This window comes from Micromonospora sp. NPDC049101, from assembly GCF_040648675.1.
In the GTDB taxonomy this organism is placed as follows: Bacteria; Actinomycetota; Actinomycetes; order Mycobacteriales; family Micromonosporaceae; genus Micromonospora.
Genome location: NZ_JBEZED010000044.1, coordinates 32162 through 52282, shown reverse-complemented (window position 1 = coordinate 52282; position 20121 = coordinate 32162). Strand labels below are relative to the sequence as shown.

Sequence of the window (20121 nt, the reverse complement as noted above, 5' to 3'; positions counted from 1 at the left end):
AGACCGTGCAGGTCTCCGCCTACCCCGACGCCTACGCCCAGTGGGAGCAGCAGGCCACCGACCTGGTCGGCCAGCACTGGAACAGCTGACCCACCGCACTACCGCAGGACATCGACCGCTGGCCGGCACCCCACAACTCGGGTGCCGGCCAGCGGCGTTTCCGGCTTGTCGGCGGCTGCGCATGGAGCGTTGGGTCCGCGACGCGGACTGCCGGCGTACCGGGGAGGTGACTACCCGGCCTGGTGGACGGACGGTCGCTCGGAGATCTTGGACAGTTTCCGTTCACGCAAGACGGAAAGTGTCCAAGATCTACGCGTGGCGACCAGGAAGAGTGCCGAGTGACTCGGGTGGCCGGCGGGCGCGTACCTGCCGGCCCGGTGACCGCCGTGAAGGGCGGCATGGCGGCGGGTGGCGGCAGCACGGGCACGAACGCGGTCCGGCTCTCGGTGATGCCCTGACCAGGAAGCGCTGCGGCGACGGGTGGGCGTGCGCGTACAGTCGGGCGGTGGAGCGTACTGAATCAATGCTGGCGCAGACCCGGCCACCTGGCGTGGCCGACGTGGATCCCGGCAGTGTGCTGTTGCCCGGCCACGACGTGCCGTTGGGTCGGTACACCACCGTGCGGAGGTTGCTGCCGCAGCGGGCCCGCCGGATGGTCGGCGCCTGGTGTTTCGTGGACCATTTTGGCCCGGACGATGTGGCGCAGCGCCCGGGCATGGAGGTGCCGCCGCACCCACACACCGGCCTGCAGACGGTGACCTGGCTGCTTGACGGTGAGATCCTGCACCGTGACAGCCTCGGCAACGTCCAGCCGATCCGGCCCGGTCAACTGAACGTGATGACCTCGGGGAACGGCATCGCCCACTCCGAGCGGTCACCGGCCGTCCATCCGCCGGTGATGCACGGCGTGCAGCTCTGGGTGGCACTGCCGGACCCGGCGCGGGCCGGGGCCGCCGACTTCGCGCACCACGCCGACCTGCCGCGTTGGCGCCACGGCGATCTGGATCTCACCCTGTTGGTCGGCGAGTTCGCCGGGCAGCGGTCACCGGCGGTGGTGCACACCCCGCTGGTCGGCGTGCAGGTCGAGCTGCGCGGCGAGGCGCCGACGACGCTGGCGCTGCGGCCCGATTTCGAGTACGCCGTGCTGGCGATGTCCGGTTCCGCCGAGGCCGCCGGAGTCGGGTTCGAGCCGGGGGCGCTGCTCTATCTGGGTTCGGGCCGCCGCGAGCTGACCGTGCGGGGCGGGGTCGGTGCGCGGTTGCTGCTGCTGGGCGGTACGCCGTTCGAGGAGCCGCTGGTGATGTGGTGGAACTTCGTCGGCCGCTCGCACGAGGAGGTCGCCGCCGCCCGGGAGGACTGGATGGCGGGCGACGGACGCTTCGGTGTGGTCGCCGACGATTCGGCGCCACCGCTGCCAGCCCCCGCCCTGCCCACCACCCGCCTCAAGGCCCGCGACCGCACCGGCACCCTGCACGGCTAAAACCACCCAAGCCCGGCGTGGGGCGACGGGCGCGGGGGCGGGGTGGGAGGGGCCGTGTGTGGGGGTTGGTGGTGTGGGTAGGCGTCGGGATGGCGACCACTCTGATGACGTCCGTGGCGGACCGGAAGCGCCTGGCGCGCCGGCTTGCCGGCAGCGGGCGGGGCTTCGCTGAGCAGTACGGCTTCCGGGTGACCAACAACCCGGCGAGCCTGTTCCAGGTGCTCTACCTGGCGGTGTTGCTGGGCCGTCGGGGCGACTTCCGCCGGGCGTTGGACGGTGCGCGGGCGGTACGCGACGAGGGATGGGACAGTGCCGCCCGGTTGGCGCGTTCGCTGCACGAGGACCGGGTACGGGTGCTGCGTGCCAGCGGTCAGCGTGGCGACGTGGACGCGCTGGCCGACGTGTTGGGCGACCTGGCGCGCACGGTGGTCGAGCGGTACCGGGGCGACCTGCGCCGCCTGCGGGCGGTGGCGCGGCACGACCCGGTCCGGGAGCGGGCGCTGCTCGCCGAGCTTCCGGGTGTGGACGGGCAGGTGGTGGAGCTGTTTCTCCGCGAGGCGCAGGCGTTGTGGCGGGAGGTGGCCCCGGTGGCCGACCGCCGGGCGTTGGCCGCCGCCCGCCGGCTCGGGCTGGGTCGGTCGGCGGACGACCTGGCGGGCCTGGCCAGTGGCGAGTCGGAGCAGCTGGCCTGGCTGGTGGGGGCGCTGGCCCGGGTCGACCTGGAGCACCGGTACGCGGAGGTGACCGGTCGGCCATGACGTGCCCTGGCCCACACTTCGCAAAATTCTGACCAAACGGAGGATGTTCTGTCGTATGGTTGGACCCGGCAGTGCTGGCCGCTCGGTTCGAGCGGACATCCACCGCCTGGTGACCGCGACCGGTTCGGACGTGGCTCACCGCCTGGGCAGGCTTGCGTGGCGCCCTGGGTCGCGGTTCGTGACCAGGGGCGCCCGCCTGTCCCGGCCCTTCCTCCCCGTGCCGTTCCCGGGGCCGCACCAACGCCCCGTGCCGTCCCCGGGGCCAGCGCAACCCTCGGCCTGACGCGCCCACTCCGCACCCCGCCCGCCCGGACCAGCCCGGGCGCACCCGGCCGGACGGGCAAAGCCCTCAGCGCGCCAGACCGGCCAGCAGGTTCACGGTCACGGCGATGATGAAGGCGCCGAACAGGTACGACACCATCGAGTGCCGCAGCACCGTGCGACGCATCTCGTTGCTTGTCAGGTTGGTGTCGGAGATCTGGAACGTCGTCCCGATGGTGAACGCGACGTACGCGAAGTCGGAGTAGCACGGCGGGTCGGGTTGGTTGAAGTTCACCCCGCCGTCCGGGCCCGTGTAGTAGATCCGGGCGTACCGGGCGGCGAACACGGTGTGCACCACGAACCAGGAGAGCACCACGCTGAGCACGCCCAGCCCGCCGTGTGCTTCCCGGCCGAGGCCGGGTGGCGCGCTCTGGGCGCTGGCCACCACCAGTCCCACGGCGAGCAGGCTGGCCAGGCAGGCGACGAGCAGCACCGCGTCCCGGATCGCCCGGTTCGGGTCCTCGTGTACGGCCAGCCGGGCGGTCCGCTCGGCGTCCATCGGCCAGAGCTTGCGCCAGACCAGCGTGAGCCAGCTCAGCGCGCCGACGTCCCAGCCGGCGAGCGCGGCGAGCGGCAGCGGCAGCAGCAGCGCGAAGAGGCAACCGGCGATGACGCCGACCACCGCCACCACGGCGAGCTGCACGGCGGCCGGGAAGCGCACGTCGGGCGGGCGCGACGGCGGCCGGGTCATCGGTGTACGCCGTGTGTCGCAGCCGTGGCCGCCACCGTCGGGTCAGATGCCGCGTAGGTGCTGCGAGACCCGGTTGTGCGTCTTGTCCCGGGCCTGCTCGGCCCGCTGGGCGGGGCCCACCTCGGGCGCGGCCTCGATGCCGGCCGACCGGGCCACCTCGGTGCCGTTGGCGTAGTCCACCGGTGGCAGGGCCCGCAACGCCTTCAGCACGTCCGGCGGGGCACCCTCTCGTTCGGCCTCGCGGACCACGTCGCTCTTCTCGGCCGGGTAGTCCAGGCTCGACAGGTACTGCAGGACGTCGGCGTAGCTCGCCATGGCGTGGGCTCCCTCGGGGCATCGATGTGGTCACGACCGGCGGCGGTTACCCGTCCGCCGGCCGGTCACGCCCACCCCAGGGAGAAATGCCGGCGCCGTTTCCCCGCGGCCGCCGCGGGTACCCGCAGGCGCCGACGTGAGCCTCAAGGGAGTACGCGATGAACTACGACACCTTCATCGACCAGGTTTCCCAGCGCACCGCGACGTCGTCCGAGCGGGCGGTCGAGCTGACCCGGGCCGTGTTGGAGACGTTCGCCGAGCGGCTGACCGGCGGTGAGGTCCTGGACCTCGCGGCCCAGTTGCCCCAACCGTTGCAACTCGTGCTCAAGCCGAGCCCGAGCACCGAGCAGGCGGACCGGTTCGGGGCGGCCGAGTTCGTCGCCCGGGTGGCGTTGCGCGCACGCGTGCCGGAGCCGGCCGCCGGGGACGCCACGCGGGCGGTTTTCACCACGTTGCGTGAGGCGATCACCGGTGGTGAGTTCGATGACGTGGTCACGCAACTGCCGCGTGACTATCGGGGCCTGGTGGAGCAGGCGATGGCTCCGGGGGCGACGCTGCGCCGCGCCTGACCGGGGCACACAGCGGTTTACCAGGGCAACCATCGATGTCCCGCTTGGCATGCCGATTCGGCAGGGCCTAACCTTGTCATGCGAGGGGAGTACTTCCCACGAACCATTCCGGTCAGTACGGCGCGCCCGGCGCGCCTCGGGTGGTTGCCCATCAGGTGATGGGTGAAGGAGACCTCGAACATGACGGTGTTCGAGGAGACCCCAATGAGTGACGTGTCATATCTGTCCGCCGCCAGCGACCTGGCGTCGGTGGGCACGCCCACGCTGTGGGCGGTGACCATCGTCGGCGTACTCCTGCTGTTGGTGCTTGATTTCCTGGTCACCCGCCGCCCGCACGAGGTGTCCATGCGGGAGGCCATCGGTTGGTCGGCGTTCTACATCGCCCTGCCGCTGGCGTTCGGTGGCTGGCTCTGGGCCCGCTTCGGCTCTCAGCAGGGTGTGGAGTACCTGACCGGTTACCTGGTGGAGAAGTCGCTCTCGGTCGACAACCTCTTCGTCTTCATGCTGCTGCTGGCCGCGTTCGCGGTGCCGGCGGTGCTCGCCCAGCGGGTGCTGCTCTACGGCATCGCCGGCGCGCTGGTGCTGCGGGCCGTGTTCATCGCCCTCGGCGCGGCCGCCCTGCAGACCCTCGACTTCGCCTTCCTGCTCTTCGCGATCATCCTCATCGCCACGGCGGTGAAGCTGCTGCGCGACGCCATGTCCGGGCACCAGCAGGAAGTCGACATCAACAAGATGCGCTCGGTGCGGCTGCTGCGCAAGGTCATGCCGGTGGTCGACGAGTACCACGGCACCAGGATGACCGTCCGGCAGGGCGCGAAGCGGGCTCTCACCCCGTTCGCCCTGGTGGTGGTGGCGGTGCTGGCCACCGACATCGTCTTCGCGGTCGACTCGGTGCCGGCGGTCTACGGCATCACCGAGGACCCGTACCTGGTCTTCGCCACCAACGCGTTCGCCCTGCTCGGCCTGCGGGCGCTCTACTTCGTCCTGCACGCGGCCCTGAGCCGGCTGGTGCACCTCAGCTACGGCCTGGCCGTCATCCTGGCGTTCATCGGCCTCAAGCTGGGTCTGCACTGGGCGCACGGCATCTGGGACAGCGTGCCGCAGATCCCCACCCTGGCCTCACTCGGCGTGATCATCGGTGTGCTGGTGGTGGTCACGCTGACCAGCCTGCGCGCCACCCGGGGCGGCGACGTGCCCGAGGACCGCGAGGTCGTCACCGAGCGGCGCTGACCGCGCCGCGCCGCGCCGACCGGGAGGTACGCCGGAAAGCTCCCGTCCGGGCCGGCGCGGGTGGTACGACTGTGCCATGGGAATCGTGTCACCGGGCTTTCAGGGTCGGCCCCGAACGCAGGAGCCGGCCCTGCCACCCGGTCAGTACCTGACCGAGGACTTCCCGGTGCTCTCGGCCGGCCCGACACCCCGGGTCTCCCTGGACACCTGGGAGTTCGTCATCAGCGCCGAGAACGGCAGCGAGCACCGGTGGTCGTGGCAGGAGCTGATGGCCCTGCCGCAGGAGACGCCGATGGTGGACATCCACTGCGTCACCCGCTGGTCCAAACTCGGCACCACCTGGCAGGGCGTCTCGCTGGACACGCTGCTCGACGGTGTCGACACCGGCGCGCACTTCGCGCTGGCGCACTCCTACGGCGGGTACACCACCAACCTGCCGCTGGACGACCTGCGCGGCGGTCGGGCCTGGGTGGCGCACACCTTCGACGGTGCGCCGCTGCCCGCCGAGCACGGTGGGCCGGCACGGCTGCTGGTGCCGCACCTGTACTTCTGGAAGTCCGCCAAGTGGGTCCGCGGCCTCCGGCTCAAGACGATGGACGAGCCCGGTTTCTGGGAGACCGCCGGCTACCACGACTACGGCGACCCGTGGCGCGAACAGCGGTACCAGGGTGACTGAGCGCGCCGTGGCGACGAGCACGCCGGCCCGGGCGCCCAACAAGTGGCACGTCAGCCGGCTGGTGCAGCGGCGGGTGGAGACACCGACCGCGCAGACCCTGGTGCTGGAGGTGCCGGACTGGCCGGGGCACCTGCCGGGGCAGCACGTCGACGTGCGGCTCACCGCGCCGGACGGCTACCAGGCGGCCCGGTCGTACTCGATCGCCGGGCCGGTGGTGGACGGCCCGGGCGGGCCGCGCATCGAGGTGACCGTGCAGCGGGTGCCCGACGGCGAGGTGTCCCCGTACCTCATCGATGTCTTCGCCGACGGCGACCCGGTGGAGGTCCGCGGACCGCTCGGTGGCTGGTTCATCTGGCGGCCCGAGGAGACCGCGCCGGTGCAGCTGGTCGCCGGTGGTTCCGGCATCGTGCCGCTGATGGCGATGATCCGGGCCCGGCGGGCGACCGGCAGCAGGGCGCCGTTTCGGCTGATCTACTCGGTGCGGACGCCGGGCGACGTGATCTACGCCGACGAGCTGCGCCGCCGGGTCCGCGACGACTTCGGCCTGGACATCGCGTACGTCTACACCCGCGAGGCGCCCGAGGGCTGGCGCGGTGAGCCACACCGGATCGGGCTGGCCGACGTCAACACGCACGGCTGGCCGCCGGACCTGGAACCGCTCACCTACGTCTGCGGCCCGACCGCGTTCGTGGAGACCGTGGCCGACCTGCTGGTGGGGCTGGGTCACCCGTCGCGGCGGGTCAAGACCGAACGCTTCGGCCCCACCGGCTGACCGCCCGCCCGCTCCCGTACCGCCGAGGAGATCCGATGACCGAGATGTCGTACCTGGACGGCAACATGCTCGACGGCCCGATGCGTGAGCTGTTCACCGTCGACCTGAGCACCGCGATGGGCCGCTGCGAAAACTGCGGGACGACCGGCTCGATGGCCAGCCTGCACGTCTACTCGCACGCCCCGGGCCTGGTCGCCCGCTGCCCGTCCTGCGAGGCGGTGATGCTGCGACTGGTCCGCGGCCCGGACCGGGCCTGGCTGGACCTGCGCGGCACCACCTTCCTCCAGGTGCCGATGCCGATGGAACAGCCGTTCCCCAGCCCGCTCTGACGGATCGACCCGGCTCACCCGCGTCCGCGCCCGATCCGCGTCCCGCGCGTCCGTGACCGACCCGCGCCCGGCGCGTGCCGCCGGGCGGTCGTTTCGAGGCCATCCGGCGCTTGCGCGCCCAGACGATACTGCGGTCGTGTGGGCAACCGTATTGGTGCTGCTGGCCGCCTTTGTCGCCCTGAGTCGGGTCGGTATCGCCGAGGAGCGTGCGGCGGATTGGGCGGCCGCGGCGGCGGCGTTGGTCGGCGTGTTGATGCTCTGGCGTGCCGTCCGGGAGAATGTCGTGTCGACAATGGAGCCCGTGCCGCGTTCGAGGCTGGCCCGTCGCGTGCTGGCGCTGGTCGTCCTGACCTGGTTCGGCAACGCCATGGTGAGCGGGCTCGTCGCTGGGTTCGTGCCGTCGATCCCGCCCGGTGGTTCTCCCGACCACGCGGTGGCCCTCGCCGCGCGCCTGCACACGACAGTGGCGCTGCCGATCATCTTGATCATCATCTACCAGATCGGGCGTCTGTCCGCGACGTGGCTGGCCGTCCGGAGGCCGCTCCGCTGGCTGGCGCTCATCTCGGTGGGCCCGGCCCTGGTCGCCATCGCGCTGCACCCCACGGCCGTCGCCTACTCCCAGGACCACGGCACCCTCCCAGTGCGAAGCATCGCGGAGAGGTTTCCCATGATCGTCGCGTTGACAGTCCTGTTCTACTGTGCCCTGGCGCTGGGCAACCTGAGCAGGCGAGAATCGCTGAGCCGCAAACCTTTCCCCGACCCGCTCTGACGAATCGGCCTGGCCGGCTCAGGATCTGGCGACGGTCCTGATCGCGCGGATCGCCTCGGCGACACCACCGGACCACGGCGTGCCGTGACCCGGTAACACCCACGATGCCTGGACGTCCTCCAGGTGGCGCAGCGACGCCAGCGCCTGGTGGGGGTCGTCGGTGAAGGGCGCGGGTTGCGGGCCTCGCTGGCCGGTCAGCACGTGCCGGGTGGTCATGGCGTCGCCGACGAAGACGGCGTCGGCGATCGGCACGTGGATGGCGATGCTGCCGGGGGAGTGCCCGGGGACTCCGATGACGCGCGGCGCGCCCGGCAGGTCGAGCACCTGGCCGTCGTGCACGGCGACGACCTCGGTGAGGTGGGTGGTGCGAAGCCCGCCCCTGCGCATCGCGTACCAGAAGAAGCCGGCCGTCGCGCCGAGCTTCATCGTGCCCCACGAGGTGTCGGCCTTGACCTCGCCGCGCGCGCGGGCGGCGTCCGCCTCGTGCACGTAGATCGGCACACCGTGGTCGCGCCGGAGCCGTTCGGCGAATCCGAGGTGGTCGGTGTCGCCGTGGGTGAGGACGACGCCGCGGATGTCGTCCACCGAGCGGCCCAGGTCCGACAGCTCGGCCAGCAGCTCGCGCCAGTGCCCGGCCAGGCCGGCGTCGATGACTGTCACACCCTCGTCGGTGTCGACGAGGTAGACGGCCACGATGTCGTTGCCGATGCGGCGCAGGTGCGGGCCGAGCCTCATCGCCACACCGGTGCCGGGATTGCTATCGTCTGCATGATGGCTATGCTACGTAGCCATCATGGCTATGGTCAATAGCCATCGCATCGACCTCACGATCCGGAGGGAAGTGGCATGCCGACGCCCGATCGGACCTCCCTCGACGCCATCGTCCACGCGGGACGCGACATCCTGGAGGCGGCGGGCGTCGCCGGCCTGACCATGCAGGCCGTCGCCGACCGGGTCGGCGTGCGCGCACCCTCGCTCTACAAGCGGGTGCGAAACCGCGACGACCTGGTCCGCCTCATCACCGAAGCCACAGTCCGCGACCTCGGCGAACGGCTCGCGGCGATCGGTGCCGGCACTGACCCCCGCCGTGAACTGGCCGAGCTGGCCCGCGCCTTTCGGGCGTTCGCGCACGACCGGCCGAGGGGCTACCAGTTGATCTTCGCCCCACGATCGGACCTCGCCGGGCCCAGCATCGAAACCCTCACCGCCGCCGTCGAACCCGTGCTGCGGGTGACCACGAACCTCGCCGGCGAACACCACGCCCTGGACGCCGCACGCACGCTCACCGCCTGGGCGAACGGATTCGTCAGCATGGAACTGGCCGGAGCCTTCACGTTGGGCGGCGACGTCGACCAGGCGTACGAGTTCGGCATCGCCCGCCTCGCCGACGCCCTCGCCCGATGAGAGTCGGTCGCTGGCGGGGCACGCCGCCCTGACGGATCAACGTGGCCCGCGCAGCGCTTCGGTCAGATCTGGTTCGCGCCGCCGTCGACGAAGATCTCGCCGCCGGTCATGAAGCTGCTCTGGTCGGTGGCCAGGAACAGCGCGGCGTTCGCGATCTCCTCCGGCTGGCCCATCCGGCCCATCGGCACACTGGAGGCGAGCGTCTGCACCAGCGCGGTGGCCTCCTGCGGGCTGGCGGCCAGCCCGGTGATGCCCGGAGTCTCGGTCGGGCCCGGGATGAGGGTGTTGACCCGGATCCGGCGGTCGGTCAGCTCGGCGGCCCAGGTGCGACCGAACGAGCGGATGGCGGCCTTGGAGGCGGCGTAGACCCCGAAGGCGGGGGTGCCCTTCGTCGCCGCGGTCGAGCCGGTCAGGATGATCGACGCGCCGTCGTTGAGCACCGGTAGGGCCTTCTGGACGGTGAACATGGTGCCGCGCACGTTGCGGTCGAAGGCGTCCGCGTAGTGCTCGACGGTGATGGCGCCCAGCGCGGCGAACTCCCCTCCACCGGCGTTGGCGAACAGCACGTCCAGGCCGGCGCCGTGGGCCGTGATCGCCGCGAAGACGCGGTCGAGGTCGTCGAGGTCGCTCACGTCGCTGCGAATTCCCGTGGCGTTCGGGCCGATGGCCCGCACGGCCTCGTCCAGCTGCTGCTGGCGGCGGCCGGTGACGAAGACGTGCGCTCCCTCGGCCGCGAAGCGGCGGGCCGTGGCCAGGCCGATGCCGGTGGTGCCACCGGTGACCAGGGCGGTCTTGCCGTTGAGCTGAGCCATGATTCGTACTCCTCGGGGTTGGTGTCCTAGTCGCTGTTCTGTACCGCTCGGTACGAAATGAAAGCTAGCAGGGTCCGCCGCCATTCCCCAAACTTCTGTACCGATCGGTTTCGCCCGACGGTAGAGTGGGGCGCGACGAGAGGGCGGAGGGCATGACCCAAACCGGACGACCGCGTGGTTTCGACACCGACGACGCCCTGGACCGGGCGATGGAGGTGTTCTGGCGGCACGGCTACGAGGGCGCCTCGCTGACCGAGCTCACCGGGGCCATGGGCATCAACAAGCCCAGCCTCTACGCGGCATTCGGCAACAAGGAGGGCCTGTTCCGCAAGGTGGTGACCCGCTACGCGGACGTCGAGATGGCGTACGCGCGCGACGCGTTGGACCAGCCCACCGCCCGGGACGTGGCGGCCGTGTTGCTCCGGGAGAACGCGGTGGCGCTGACCCGACCCGAGCGTCCCGCCGGTTGTCTCTCCATCCAGGGCGCCACCGCCTGCAGCACCGACAACGCGGCCATCGCCGAATTCCTGGCGGCCAGCCGGCTGACCGGCGAGCATGCGCTGGCCGCCCGTTTCGCCCGCGCCGTCGACGAGGGTGACCTCCCCCCCGAGGCCGACCCCGCCGCCCTGGCCCGCTTCCTCAGCGTCGTCACCGAGGGGCAGGCCGTGCACGCGGCAGCCGGTGCACCACGCGGCCATCTGGAACAGTCGGCCGAGATCGCGCTGCACGCCTTCACCGTCGCGGCGTATCCCGTCCGCTGACCGGAGCGCGACCTCCCGACGCGCGCCCGCCGCCGCGCCGGAAACTCGGGTGCGGGTGACCCGGCTCATCCCTAGGCTTCCGCTCCAACGGCCGGCACGGCGTCCGGTCCGAAGGGGAGACGACGTAGCGATGACGGCACACCTGTTCGCGATCACCTTCGACGCGCGCCAGCCCCTGCGACTCGCGGGGTTCTGGTCCGGGCTCCTCGGTCGGCAGATGGTCGACGACCCACACGACGGCGTCCTGGTCCTGCCCACCACCGACACCGAGTTCCGGATCCGCTTCGCCCCGAACGAGCGGCCCAAGGTCGTCCAGAACCGGATGCACTTCGACCTGACGAGCAGCTCGCTGGAGGACCAGCGACGGTCGGTGGCCCGGGCACTGGAGCTCGGCGGGCAACACATCGACATCGGCCAGGACCCGGCGGACGACCACGTGGTGCTCGCCGACCCCGAGGGCAACGAGTTCGACGTGATCGGGCCGGGCAACAATTTCCTCGCCGGCTGCGGGCCGATCGGCGCACTCGCCTGCGACGGCTCGCCGAAGGTCGGCTACTTCTGGAGTGCGGCGTTGGGGTGGCCGCTGGTCTGGGACCAGGACGAGGAGACCGCGATCCAGTCACCCCAGGGCGGTACGAAGATCTCGTGGGGCGGTCCGCCGTACATGCCGAACGGGGGCCGGGACCGGGTGCGGTTGGACATCGCCCCGGCCGCCGACGTCGACCGGCGGGCGGAGATCGACCGTCTGGTCTCGCTCGGAGCGACGGTCGTCGACGCCGACCAGAGCGCTGCCGGCGGCCGGGTGCTGATGGCCGACCCGGACGGCGGGGAGTTCTGGCTCCGGACGCCCCGCTGACGGGCCGGGAGCGCCCGCCGGGCTGCCACCCGGCGTGGGCCGCGACGGCGTACGTCAGTCGAAGACCGAGACGCGGGTGCGATGGTGCCGGGGGGCTTCGATCTCGTCGATCACCGCAACCGCGAGGTCGGCGTACGACAGGGTCGTGGATCCCGACGGGGGGACCGAGTCCCCGCCGACCTGGTACCGGCCCAGCCGGGGGCCCGCCGCGTCCAACATCGCCGGTGGGGTGAGCATGAGCCAGTCGACGGCGGTGTCCGCCGCGCGGAGGCGGTCCAGGCCGGCGGTGTGCGACAGGGCGAACGGGCGCAGGTGGCTCGGGAACGCCGCGGGGTCGTCCAGGATCAGGCGGCCGTGCTCGTCGCGGAGGTTGGCGAAGAGTCCGATGAGGACGAGGCGCCGCACTCCGGCCTCGGTCAGTCCGTGCAGGAGCGCGTCGACGGCGTCGACGTAGAACTGGTCGTCGAGGCGGCCGAGGGCGGCCAGGGCCTCGGGTCCGGACGCGGGGCTGACCGTGCTGACCACGGCGTCGTGGCCACGGGAGATGGTGAACGTGGAGCGCGGGTCGGTGACGTCGCCCCGCACCACCGTGACGCCGTCCGTACCGATGTCGCTTGTCGTTTCCGGGTTCCGGACGACGGCGGTGACCCGATGTCCACGGGCGCGCGCCTCGGCGGTGATGGCCCGTCCCGCTCTGCCGCCGGCCCCGAAGATGGCAATGCTGCTCATGGATCCGTCCCTCGTGTGGCTGCCGGTGTGGACCACAGGGACGGTATCTACGAGATACTGGTTACTGCAAAGGAACTGGGATAGGTTGGGGCATATGGTGACAGATCTGGATCCCGAGATGTTCGATCCGATGTGCCCGTCCGGTGCCCTGCCATTCCAGATCGGTGACAAGTGGACCGGAATGGTGGTGCTCTGTCTGCAGAACGGGCCGCGTCGCTTCACCGAGATCCGGGTGCCCCTTCGCGCCGTCACGCCGAAGGTGCTGACGCAGACCCTGCGGGCGATGGAACGCGACGGGCTGGTGGTGCGCACCGCGTACCCGGAAAATCCGCCCCGCGTCGAGTACGAGCTCACCGAGCTGGGGCGCACCCTGTTGACGCTGATCGAGGCGGCGCGAGCCTGGAGCAAAGATCATCTCCCCGCCCTGCTCCGGGCGCGGGAGGAGTGGGCAGCAGCGACACCGACCGGTCAGCGTGGTCGGCCGTGAGATACCTGCGTGCCGGTGGTCCGGCCGCGATCCGGCGGCCCCGGCCCACCGACTCCGACGAGTTCGTCGCCGCAGCGCGGCGCAGTCGGGACCTGCACCACCCGTGGCTGGTCGCGCCTTCCAGCCCGGAGGAGTACGACCGTTACCTACGGCGGATCCGTCGTCGGGACAGTGCCGGTTACCTGATCTGTGACCGGGCCAGCGGTGCGATCGCCGGCTACGTGAACATCAGCGGGATCGTGCTGGGCGCGCTGCGCGGCGGTTACCTGGGCTACGCGGCGTTCCAGCCGTACAGCGGGACCGGGCACGCCTCGGCGGGTGTCGCGCTGGTGCTCGACCACGCGTTCCACACGGTCGGGCTGCACCGGCTGGAGGCCAACATCCAACCGGGCAACGAAGCATCCCGCCGGCTCGCGCGCAAGCTCGGTTTCCGGTTGGAGGGCTTCTCGCCGGACTATCTGTTCGTTGACGGCGCCTGGCGCGACCACGAGCGCTGGGCGATCACCGCGCCGAACGTGTCCTGACGGCTGCCGACCGGCCGGCTCGGTGGAGCGAATAACCGCCCGTAATGCCACCAAATCGGGACGGCCGTAATGACGGGGGTCAACGGATATGACCCGACTCCATTACCCTCAGCGAGGTGGTGAACAGTCGTGGCAATGAGCCATGGCTGGTTCGTGTCCGAAGTACGGATGGCGAGGTCCTGGGTGCCGGGCTGGCGTTGGGTGATCGCCGCATCCTGACCTGTGCCCACGTCGTCAGCGCGGGCGGCGACACCGAGTCATCCGGCACCGAGCCGTCCTGGGAGGTCCTTGTCGACCTGCTCGGCCAACCGGGCAGCAAGACGGTGTCGGCCCGGGTCGTGCCCGGCTGCTGGTGGCCACCCACCACCGACCAACGGGACGACATCGCGTTGCTCGAGCTTGCCGAGCCGATGTCGCAGGGCCCATTCGCACCGCTGCGCCGCACGGTGACGGTGGACCGCACCGTCATGATGTATGGCTTCCCGGCGGGAGTCGAACACGGTCTGTACGTCCAGGCCCAGCTCATGGGCCGGTCCGGGGCAGGTTGGGAACGGTTTCAGATGAACTCGGGCCCGACCCAGCCCCGGGTCCGGCCCGGCTTCAGCGGCGCGGCGGTTGTCGATGTGGAGTCCGGGGACGTCGTCGGGATGGTGGTCAGCACATACCTGGACGGCGACCGCAGCCAGCACGCGATCGGCGGGGCCGACCAGGGCGGGGTGTCCTGGATGATCCCGGTCGAGACGATCCTCAACCGCCTCCCGTCCATCAGCGGCCAGGTGCCCGGGAAGCCCGCGGTCGACCCGAGTTTCCGGTCGGCCGGTGACACGTCGGCGAACCGGGAGGCCACCGAGCGGATCACGGACTTCTTCGGTCGCGGCTCGCCCGGCCATGTCCTCGTCCTCGTCATCGGCCATCGTGACTCCGACATCGCCGCGGCGGTGCGTCGGGCGGCCGTGCTCTCCAGCCGGGAGCTTCGGCCTCGGACCGACCCGGATCAGGACCCCACCGCTCCACCCATCGGCAGCATCGACCTCGCGGTGGACGCGACCGGCAGAAGTGCGCGAGAGGTGTCCCAGCGGCTCGCCGACTGGGCCGGCGCCACGAGCACGGCGCCGGACGGCTACCGGTCCGCCGAGACGACACCGCACTCGATGATCATCAACAACATCGACGGGGCCGCCGACCCTGAGGCGCTGCTGTCCGAGGTGATTCTTCCGCTGGTCGACCAGGCACCCAGCCAGGATCTGCGGATAATGCTGACCTTCAGTGGCGAGTCGATCGCGCTGCGCACCACCCTGCTGGCTCGTCGCGTCGCCAGCCTCCAGGCCGCCGAGGAGGCCGTCCGCCGGGCATATCGCGCGGCAGCCGCCCTGGTCGCCGACGTGCCCCGGCTTCAGCCCCTCGCCACCGACCTGCGCATCCAGCTGACAAAGCTGCGTGCCGCTGGCGGCGACACAGTGGCCGCTCGTCTCGCCTCGACCGAGCGGGCCGCCGACCGGGCGCTGGCCAGGGTGGAGTCGGTCCGGCGAAAGATCGCGGCGCGCGAGGGCCTCTGGTCCGAGTTGGACGGCCGGGTGGGTGCCTACCGCGCGAGGGCCGTGCAGCACGGGTTCGCCGAGGATCCCGCGCTCGGCACCTCGTACCGGCGGGCGCACGACCTGCTCCTGGCCGTGCCGTGCGAGCTGGTGGCCGCCGAGGCGGCGGTACGCGAATACGCCGAAATGGTTTCACGCCGAGTTGGCGGCCAACGCGGAGGGGACGCGTCGTGACACCACAGTGCGACCGGCCGGGCTGCACCGGCACCGTCGACGAGACCGGGTTCTGTGACGTCTGCGGCCTGGCGCCCCTTCCCACCGACACCGACACCGACACCGACACGCCGGCTGCCGCCCCGAGCCGGTCGACCGCTCAGGACACCTGGACGGTGGCCGGCCTCGTCTCGCTGCCGGTGCTGACCTTCCCGCCCGACGCGGTGACCACGCACCTGCGCCGGGTGCCCGAGGAGTCCCGCTTCTGCCCCAACGGGCACCAGGTCGGTCGGAGCCGGGGCGCCCGACCCGGCCGAGACAAGGGGTTCTGCCCCTACTGCCCGACCCGGACACCGTTCAACTTCGTGGTCAGCCTGCGACCCGGCGATCTCGTCGCCGGCCGCTACCGGGTGATCCGCTGTGTGACCTATGGCGGTCAGGGTCTGCTCTACCTCGCCCAGGACACCCACAAGGATCAGGTCAACGTCGCGTTGAAGGGTGTGTTGCACGCCGCCGACGAGGCATCCCTCGATGTCGCCGTCGAGGAACGCAAGTTCCTCAACGCGTTGGACCACCCGAACATCGTGCGGAGCACCGACTTCGCCACCGTCGACGACCCGGACGCCGGCCCCACGAGCTACATCGTGATGGAATACCTCGACGGCATGTCGCTGCGCAGGTTGCAGGGTGCCGCGAAGGACCCGCGACAGCCGGATGTCTCGCTGCCGATCGACCACATCCTCGCCTACGGTCACGAGATCCTCGCCGCACTCCACTACCTGCACCGGCGCGGGTTGCTCTACACCGACATGAAGCCCGACAACGTGATGCGCACCGCCGACCGGATCAAGGTGATCGACCTCGGCGGGGTCCGTAAGGCCGACAGCGGGCCCAAGAGGGTCGTGCACTCCGACGACTTCTCGGTCGGCCACACCGAATTCCAGACCCTGGGCCCGACCGAGCGCTCCGACCTGTTCGCCGTCGGTCGTACCCTGGAGGAGCTGTACCGGTACCGCACGCCAGGCCCGGACACCCCCGGCGCGAGCCCGGACGCCCTCGGCATCGAGTCGTTTCGCCGGCTCGTCGCCCGCGCGGTCCGCTCGGACTGGGACCGGCGGTTCGCCTCCGCCACCGAGATGTCGGAGCAGCTCCTCGGAGTGTTGCGGGAGATCCTGGCGGGCCAACCAGATCGGCGTCAACCCGAGCCCATCTCGCTCTTCCAGCCCTCCGCCCGACTGCTCGACGCGGGGCTCGGGCTCGCCCTGCCCCTACGCACCTGGATCGACGCGCGCGACAGCACCGCGCTGGACGACGGCCTACCGCCCTCCGTCGACGTGGCCCTCGGCCTGGCGGTGCCCCGACCCGACCCGGACGACCCGGCTGTCGACGTGATCCGCACTGTCGACCCGGCGGACCCGCAGGCGCTCCTGCGGGAGTTGGCCATGGTCGAGCAGAGGTCGGTGGAGATCGAGCTGAGCAGGTGCCGGGCACACCTCGCGCTGGCCGATCCCGGCTCGGCCGCAGCGGCGTTGACCGCCGCCGAGACGGTGCCCGACACCCAGCCCGACGTCGACTGGCGGATCGCCTGGCACCGCGGGCTGCTCGCGCTCGCCGCCGACCGCGTCGACGAGGCCGAGCAGCGGTTCGACGCGGTCTACAGCGACATCCCGGGAGAGGTCGCCCCGAAACTCGCGCTCGGCTACTGCGCCGAGCGAGCCGGCGACCACGTGCGGGCGGCCCGCTACTACGCGGCCGTCTGGCAGCGCGATCCCTTCCAGGCCAGCGCCGCTTTCGGGCTGGCCCGGCTCCGCCTGGCGGCGACCGACCGGACCGGGGCTGTGGCCGTACTCGACGAGGTGCCGGCGCTGTCCCGGCACCACGACGCCGCCCGGGTCGCCGCGGTACGGGTGCTGTCCTCCCGGTTGCCCGGCGGTCCACCCACCGCGATCGAGCTCAACCAGGCCGTGCACCGGCTGGCCGCGCTGACTCTTGACGGCGAGGCGCGCGACCGGCTGACCACGGCGATCCGGGAGATGGCACTCGACCTGGCCCGTTCCGGCGACGCCGCCACGCTGACCGGCGGCCCGGTGTTGGGTGCGCCGCCGACCCAACGCGCCATCCGTGAGTTGCTGGAGCTGTCCTACCGGACCCTGGGCCAGCAGGCGCAGCACGCCGATCTCCCGGCCCCGGTGATCGCGCGCCTGGGCCGGACCCGGCGGGCTCGTCCCACCCTCGACGCTGCCCGGCGGGCGGCTCACGACCTGCTCGTCGACCGGGCGAACGCCGTCCGACCCCGAACCCGATGGTGACGAAGCCGACCCGGAACGGAGCGTGAACCGGTGGATGCCGTGATCCAGTTCGACCTGGAGGTCAACCAGAACAAGTTCCTGCGTGTGGGTGGTCGGGAGATGCACGCGATCCTCTCGGTGACCGGACGCGGACCGGCGGCCGAGGACGACACGCCAGTCCGTGCGGATCCGTCCCAGCTGGTCGAGGTGCTGGTGATCGACTGCTCCGGGTCGATGGCGGACCCACCGACCAAGATGGCCGCGGCGCAGCAGGCCGCCGCGGCGGCCATCAACGTGTTGCCGGACGGTGTCCGGTTCGCCGTGATCCAGGGGACCCACGAGGCCAAGGTGGTGTACCCGCTGACCCGGACGCTCGCGACCGCCTCGTCGGCCACCCGGAAACAGGCCAGAGCCGCCGTGGCCCGCCTCGACGCCGGCGACGGGACGGCGATGGGCAGCTGGCTCGCGGCGGCACGTGACCTGCTTCCGCCGTCGTCGACGATCAACCACGTGCTGCTGCTCACCGACGGCATCAACGAGCACGAGGAGAAGGAGGATCTGGAGCGCGTCCTGCGCAGCTGCGCCGGTCTGTTCGTCTGCGATCCCCGAGGCATCGGCGAGGGCTGGCACCCCGCGGAGCTGCTGCGGATCGCCGCCGCGCTGCACGGCACCGCCGAGGCGGTACGGCGGCCTGCGGACCTCGCTGCCAGCTTCCGGGAGTCCGTTCTCGCCGCGCTGTCCAAGCTCCTGCCGGACGTTCGGATCCGGGTGCGGACCATGCCATACGCGCAGCTGGTCTTCTTCAAACAGACAAGTCCCACCATCCAGGACCTCACCGAGTACGCGGAGCGGGTCGACGAGCGGACGTGGGAGTTCGCCACGGGCTCGTGGGGTGCGGAGCGCAGGGAATACCACCTGTGCCTGCGGGTCGAGGCACCCGACGACATCCTGGAGCAGGACCGGTCGGCCGCCCGGGTGGACCTGGTGGTCGACGGGGAGGTGCGGGCCAAGCCCGCGGCCGTCCTGGTGAACTGGACTGTCGACATGGCCAAGTCGGCCCGAGTCGATCTCAGCGTCTCCCAGGTGACCGGGCAGGTGGACGTCCGGCAGGCCATCAACGCCGGCTGCGACGCGTACGACAGCCGCGACTGGGACCAGGCACGCGAGCAGTGGGCCCGAGCGGTGGCGCTGGCAACCGCGACGCGCGACGAGACCGCCCTGGAGCAGCTGCGGCACCTGGTGGACATCGAGCCCGACGGCCGCGTCCGGCTCAAGGACAATCTCAGCCAGACCGACCTCAAGGTCAGCATCGTCGACTCGGTGCAGAACCCGCTGCACCCGCCGGTGCCACGCGGGCCCGCCGTCGCGGACATCATCTGCGGTGTCTGTCTGGAGAGTTCGCCGCCCGACTCGGACCGGTGCGAGAAGTGTGGCAACTCGTTCAACGAGGATCCGAAGCCGAGAGTGCGGCGATGACGGCGGACGCACGCACACCACCCGGGGTCAGCACCACCCGGCAGACCCTCGTGCTCCTGCGGCGGTGGCTGCTCGCGCTCACGGTGGTGGCGCTGGCGACCAGCCTGGCGGTCTTCCTCGGTGTCGCCGGCAACGCCGACGTGGCCAAGGAGCGGTCCGTGCCGGCGATCCTCGCCAGCTACGACGCGCAGGACGCGCTGCGCAACGCGCACCTCGCGGCGGTGAACAATCTCGTCGAGGGTGGTGCCGTCCTCGGTGGCCCCGGGGTGGATTACCAGCGCCAGATCGCGGCCGCCGGCCAATACCTCACTCTGGTGGCGGAGAACAACGCGGCCGGCGACGAGGGCACCCAGGACATCCAGACGATCGAGGCGCTGCTGGTCACGTACACCGGGCTTGTCGGCCAGGCCGACGCGCGCTTCCGGGACGCCAGCCTGACGGCGCTCGGGGTGGCCGCTCTCCGGGACGCGGCGAGCCTGTTGAACGACATCCTGGTCCGGCTCGAGGATCTGCGGGGCAAGCAACTGATCGCCCTGGACGGCCAGGTGGACAACGGCTGGACGAACAGGCTGACCGCGGCCGTCTGGTTGCTGCCGCTGCTCGCGCTCGGCGTGTTGTTGGTGCGGACACAGCTGCACCTGACCCGCCGCTTCCGCCGGATGGTGAACGTCCCCCTGTTGCTGGCCACGGTCGCGGTGGTGGGGATGGTGGCCCTCACCGCGCTGAGCCTCTGGTCGGCGGACAGGTTGGACCGGACCCGTGCGGGAGTCCACGCTGTCGACGACAGCAGGAAGCGGCAGCTCTTGGAGGTCGGTGCCCGTGCCGCTTACGGCCTCGCGGACCAGGTGGAGAAACAGTGTGTCGAGGCCTGCGTCGACACCACCGAGGAGCTGCGCAGCCCGTTCCCGCCCCCGCCCCCGCCCCCGACGCCCGGGGCCGACGCGGCCGAAGCTGCCAGCACGGACAACGCCGAAGTCAGGGCCGATCGCGACATCACGAACGATGCCGACGAGGCGGCCAACAGCCGTTTCGGTGAGATCGTGCTGTGCGTACTCGCGCTCGTCATCGCGGGGCTGGTCCTCCTGGGCCTCTACCCCCGCCTGGCGGAATATGAGAAGCGGTGACC

The 20121-nt window shown here is 71.3% G+C and carries 22 protein-coding genes; 17 read left to right on the top strand and 5 right to left on the bottom strand.

Going from position 1 to position 20121, the window contains the following annotated elements; genetic code table 11:
* The first annotated feature begins 505 nt into the window (after positions 1 to 505).
* Both AB0B57_RS35650 and AB0B57_RS35645 read left to right on the top strand, forming a co-directional pair.
* Entirely contained in the window at positions 506 to 1480 is a 975-nt protein-coding gene (locus tag AB0B57_RS35650) for a pirin family protein (protein WP_357080508.1), read from the top strand.
* A gap of 104 nt (positions 1481 to 1584) precedes the next feature.
* Positions 1585 to 2238, top strand: a complete 654-nt coding sequence (locus AB0B57_RS35645) for a hypothetical protein (protein WP_357080518.1) — start codon at positions 1585 to 1587, stop codon at positions 2236 to 2238.
* 349 nt (positions 2239 to 2587) lie between these two features.
* Here AB0B57_RS35645 and AB0B57_RS35640 read toward each other — a convergent pair whose 3' ends face one another.
* Both AB0B57_RS35640 and AB0B57_RS35635 read right to left on the bottom strand, forming a co-directional pair.
* Positions 2588 to 3250, bottom strand: coding sequence for a DUF1345 domain-containing protein (locus AB0B57_RS35640; protein WP_357080505.1), 663 nt, complete (start codon positions 3248 to 3250; stop codon positions 2588 to 2590).
* A gap of 42 nt (positions 3251 to 3292) precedes the next feature.
* Positions 3293 to 3565 carry a DUF2795 domain-containing protein gene (locus AB0B57_RS35635; protein WP_357080502.1) on the bottom strand — a complete coding sequence of 91 codons (273 nt, stop codon included), beginning with the start codon at positions 3563 to 3565 and terminating at the stop codon, positions 3293 to 3295.
* A 158-nt stretch (positions 3566 to 3723) separates the two neighbouring features.
* On the opposite strand from AB0B57_RS35635, the gene AB0B57_RS35630 reads away from it, so the two are divergent.
* The 6 genes from AB0B57_RS35630 (at position 3724) to AB0B57_RS35605 (ending at position 7910) form a co-directional block, all read left to right on the top strand.
* On the top strand, positions 3724 to 4134 hold the full coding sequence (locus AB0B57_RS35630; protein WP_357080499.1) for a DUF2267 domain-containing protein: 411 nt from the start codon (positions 3724 to 3726) through the stop codon (positions 4132 to 4134).
* A gap of 204 nt (positions 4135 to 4338) precedes the next feature.
* On the top strand, positions 4339 to 5364 hold the full coding sequence (locus AB0B57_RS35625; RefSeq protein WP_357080496.1) for a TerC/Alx family metal homeostasis membrane protein: 1026 nt from the start codon (positions 4339 to 4341) through the stop codon (positions 5362 to 5364).
* Positions 5365 to 5440: 76 nt separating this feature from the next.
* Positions 5441 to 6040 (top strand): sulfite oxidase-like oxidoreductase, encoded by a 600-nt coding sequence (locus AB0B57_RS35620; RefSeq protein ID WP_357080493.1) that lies wholly within the window; start codon positions 5441 to 5443, stop codon positions 6038 to 6040.
* A gap of 7 nt (positions 6041 to 6047) precedes the next feature.
* Complete coding sequence (locus tag AB0B57_RS35615; protein WP_357080514.1) at positions 6048 to 6812, top strand: ferredoxin reductase; 765 nt, start codon at positions 6048 to 6050, stop codon at positions 6810 to 6812.
* Positions 6813 to 6847: 35 nt separating this feature from the next.
* A complete protein-coding gene (locus AB0B57_RS35610; RefSeq protein ID WP_357080490.1) occupies positions 6848 to 7141 on the top strand; it encodes a DUF6510 family protein in 294 nt (97 codons plus the stop codon).
* Positions 7142 to 7277: 136 nt separating this feature from the next.
* Positions 7278 to 7910: a hypothetical protein gene (locus AB0B57_RS35605; protein WP_357080487.1), complete on the top strand. Its 633-nt coding sequence runs from the start codon at positions 7278 to 7280 to the stop codon at positions 7908 to 7910.
* 18 nt (positions 7911 to 7928) lie between these two features.
* Here the strand turns inward: AB0B57_RS35605 and AB0B57_RS35600 are convergent, their stop codons facing one another.
* On the bottom strand, positions 7929 to 8645 hold the full coding sequence (locus tag AB0B57_RS35600; RefSeq protein WP_357080483.1) for an MBL fold metallo-hydrolase: 717 nt from the start codon (positions 8643 to 8645) through the stop codon (positions 7929 to 7931).
* A 111-nt stretch (positions 8646 to 8756) separates the two neighbouring features.
* On the opposite strand from AB0B57_RS35600, the gene AB0B57_RS35595 reads away from it, so the two are divergent.
* Positions 8757 to 9314 (top strand): TetR-like C-terminal domain-containing protein, encoded by a 558-nt coding sequence (locus AB0B57_RS35595; RefSeq protein ID WP_357080480.1) that lies wholly within the window; start codon positions 8757 to 8759, stop codon positions 9312 to 9314.
* 62 nt (positions 9315 to 9376) lie between these two features.
* On the opposite strand, the gene AB0B57_RS35590 is transcribed toward AB0B57_RS35595, so the two are convergent.
* Positions 9377 to 10126: an SDR family oxidoreductase gene (locus AB0B57_RS35590; protein WP_357080477.1), complete on the bottom strand. Its 750-nt coding sequence runs from the start codon at positions 10124 to 10126 to the stop codon at positions 9377 to 9379.
* Between the two features lie 152 nt (positions 10127 to 10278).
* On the opposite strand from AB0B57_RS35590, the gene AB0B57_RS35585 reads away from it, so the two are divergent.
* Both AB0B57_RS35585 and AB0B57_RS35580 read left to right on the top strand, forming a co-directional pair.
* On the top strand, positions 10279 to 10887 hold the full coding sequence (locus AB0B57_RS35585) for a TetR/AcrR family transcriptional regulator (RefSeq protein WP_357080474.1): 609 nt from the start codon (positions 10279 to 10281) through the stop codon (positions 10885 to 10887).
* Positions 10888 to 11017: 130 nt separating this feature from the next.
* Positions 11018 to 11743: a VOC family protein gene (locus tag AB0B57_RS35580; protein WP_357080470.1), complete on the top strand. Its 726-nt coding sequence runs from the start codon at positions 11018 to 11020 to the stop codon at positions 11741 to 11743.
* A 54-nt stretch (positions 11744 to 11797) separates the two neighbouring features.
* On the opposite strand, the gene AB0B57_RS35575 is transcribed toward AB0B57_RS35580, so the two are convergent.
* Positions 11798 to 12472, bottom strand: coding sequence for an NAD(P)H-binding protein (locus AB0B57_RS35575; RefSeq protein WP_357080467.1), 675 nt, complete (start codon positions 12470 to 12472; stop codon positions 11798 to 11800).
* A gap of 94 nt (positions 12473 to 12566) precedes the next feature.
* On the opposite strand from AB0B57_RS35575, the gene AB0B57_RS35570 reads away from it, so the two are divergent.
* The 6 genes from AB0B57_RS35570 to AB0B57_RS35545 all read left to right on the top strand — a co-directional run bounded on the left by AB0B57_RS35570 (position 12567) and on the right by AB0B57_RS35545 (position 20119).
* Positions 12567 to 12959 carry a helix-turn-helix domain-containing protein gene (locus tag AB0B57_RS35570; protein WP_357080464.1) on the top strand — a complete coding sequence of 131 codons (393 nt, stop codon included), beginning with the start codon at positions 12567 to 12569 and terminating at the stop codon, positions 12957 to 12959.
* The gene (locus tag AB0B57_RS35565) at positions 12956 to 13483 is read left to right on the top strand and encodes a GNAT family protein (protein WP_357080461.1); all 528 of its coding nucleotides are present in this window, start codon (positions 12956 to 12958) and stop codon (positions 13481 to 13483) included. Before AB0B57_RS35570 ends, AB0B57_RS35565 begins: the two co-directional genes overlap by 4 nt.
* 116 nt (positions 13484 to 13599) lie before the next feature.
* Positions 13600 to 15252, top strand: coding sequence for a serine protease (locus AB0B57_RS35560; protein ID WP_357080458.1), 1653 nt, complete (start codon positions 13600 to 13602; stop codon positions 15250 to 15252).
* Positions 15249 to 17540 carry a tetratricopeptide repeat protein gene (locus AB0B57_RS35555; RefSeq protein WP_357080455.1) on the top strand — a complete coding sequence of 764 codons (2292 nt, stop codon included), beginning with the start codon at positions 15249 to 15251 and terminating at the stop codon, positions 17538 to 17540. Before AB0B57_RS35560 ends, AB0B57_RS35555 begins: the two co-directional genes overlap by 4 nt.
* 30 nt (positions 17541 to 17570) lie before the next feature.
* On the top strand, positions 17571 to 18995 hold the full coding sequence (locus AB0B57_RS35550) for a VWA domain-containing protein (protein WP_357080452.1): 1425 nt from the start codon (positions 17571 to 17573) through the stop codon (positions 18993 to 18995).
* Positions 18992 to 20119, top strand: coding sequence for a hypothetical protein (locus tag AB0B57_RS35545; protein ID WP_357080449.1), 1128 nt, complete (start codon positions 18992 to 18994; stop codon positions 20117 to 20119). The genes AB0B57_RS35550 and AB0B57_RS35545 overlap by 4 nt, the downstream gene beginning before the upstream one ends.
* Positions 20120 to 20121 lie beyond the last annotated feature (2 nt).

What these genes read in the sequence shown, in the direction of transcription:
- AB0B57_RS35645 (WP_357080518.1), top strand. Translation starts at nt 1,585, where the DNA reads ATGACGTCCGTGGCGGACCGGAAGCGCCTGGCGCGCCGGCTTGCCGGC.
- AB0B57_RS35640 (WP_357080505.1), bottom strand. Translation starts at nt 3,250, where the DNA reads ATGACCCGGCCGCCGTCGCGCCCGCCCGACGTGCGCTTCCCGGCCGCC.
- AB0B57_RS35635 (WP_357080502.1), bottom strand. Translation starts at nt 3,565, where the DNA reads ATGGCGAGCTACGCCGACGTCCTGCAGTACCTGTCGAGCCTGGACTAC.
- AB0B57_RS35630 (WP_357080499.1), top strand. Translation starts at nt 3,724, where the DNA reads ATGAACTACGACACCTTCATCGACCAGGTTTCCCAGCGCACCGCGACG.
- AB0B57_RS35625 (WP_357080496.1), top strand. Translation starts at nt 4,339, where the DNA reads ATGAGTGACGTGTCATATCTGTCCGCCGCCAGCGACCTGGCGTCGGTG.
- AB0B57_RS35620 (WP_357080493.1), top strand. Translation starts at nt 5,441, where the DNA reads ATGGGAATCGTGTCACCGGGCTTTCAGGGTCGGCCCCGAACGCAGGAG.
- AB0B57_RS35610 (WP_357080490.1), top strand. Translation starts at nt 6,848, where the DNA reads ATGACCGAGATGTCGTACCTGGACGGCAACATGCTCGACGGCCCGATG.
- AB0B57_RS35600 (WP_357080483.1), bottom strand. Translation starts at nt 8,645, where the DNA reads ATGAGGCTCGGCCCGCACCTGCGCCGCATCGGCAACGACATCGTGGCC.
- AB0B57_RS35595 (WP_357080480.1), top strand. Translation starts at nt 8,757, where the DNA reads ATGCCGACGCCCGATCGGACCTCCCTCGACGCCATCGTCCACGCGGGA.
- AB0B57_RS35590 (WP_357080477.1), bottom strand. Translation starts at nt 10,126, where the DNA reads ATGGCTCAGCTCAACGGCAAGACCGCCCTGGTCACCGGTGGCACCACC.
- AB0B57_RS35585 (WP_357080474.1), top strand. Translation starts at nt 10,279, where the DNA reads ATGACCCAAACCGGACGACCGCGTGGTTTCGACACCGACGACGCCCTG.
- AB0B57_RS35580 (WP_357080470.1), top strand. Translation starts at nt 11,018, where the DNA reads ATGACGGCACACCTGTTCGCGATCACCTTCGACGCGCGCCAGCCCCTG.
- AB0B57_RS35575 (WP_357080467.1), bottom strand. Translation starts at nt 12,472, where the DNA reads ATGAGCAGCATTGCCATCTTCGGGGCCGGCGGCAGAGCGGGACGGGCC.
- AB0B57_RS35570 (WP_357080464.1), top strand. Translation starts at nt 12,567, where the DNA reads ATGGTGACAGATCTGGATCCCGAGATGTTCGATCCGATGTGCCCGTCC.
- AB0B57_RS35545 (WP_357080449.1), top strand. Translation starts at nt 18,992, where the DNA reads ATGACGGCGGACGCACGCACACCACCCGGGGTCAGCACCACCCGGCAG.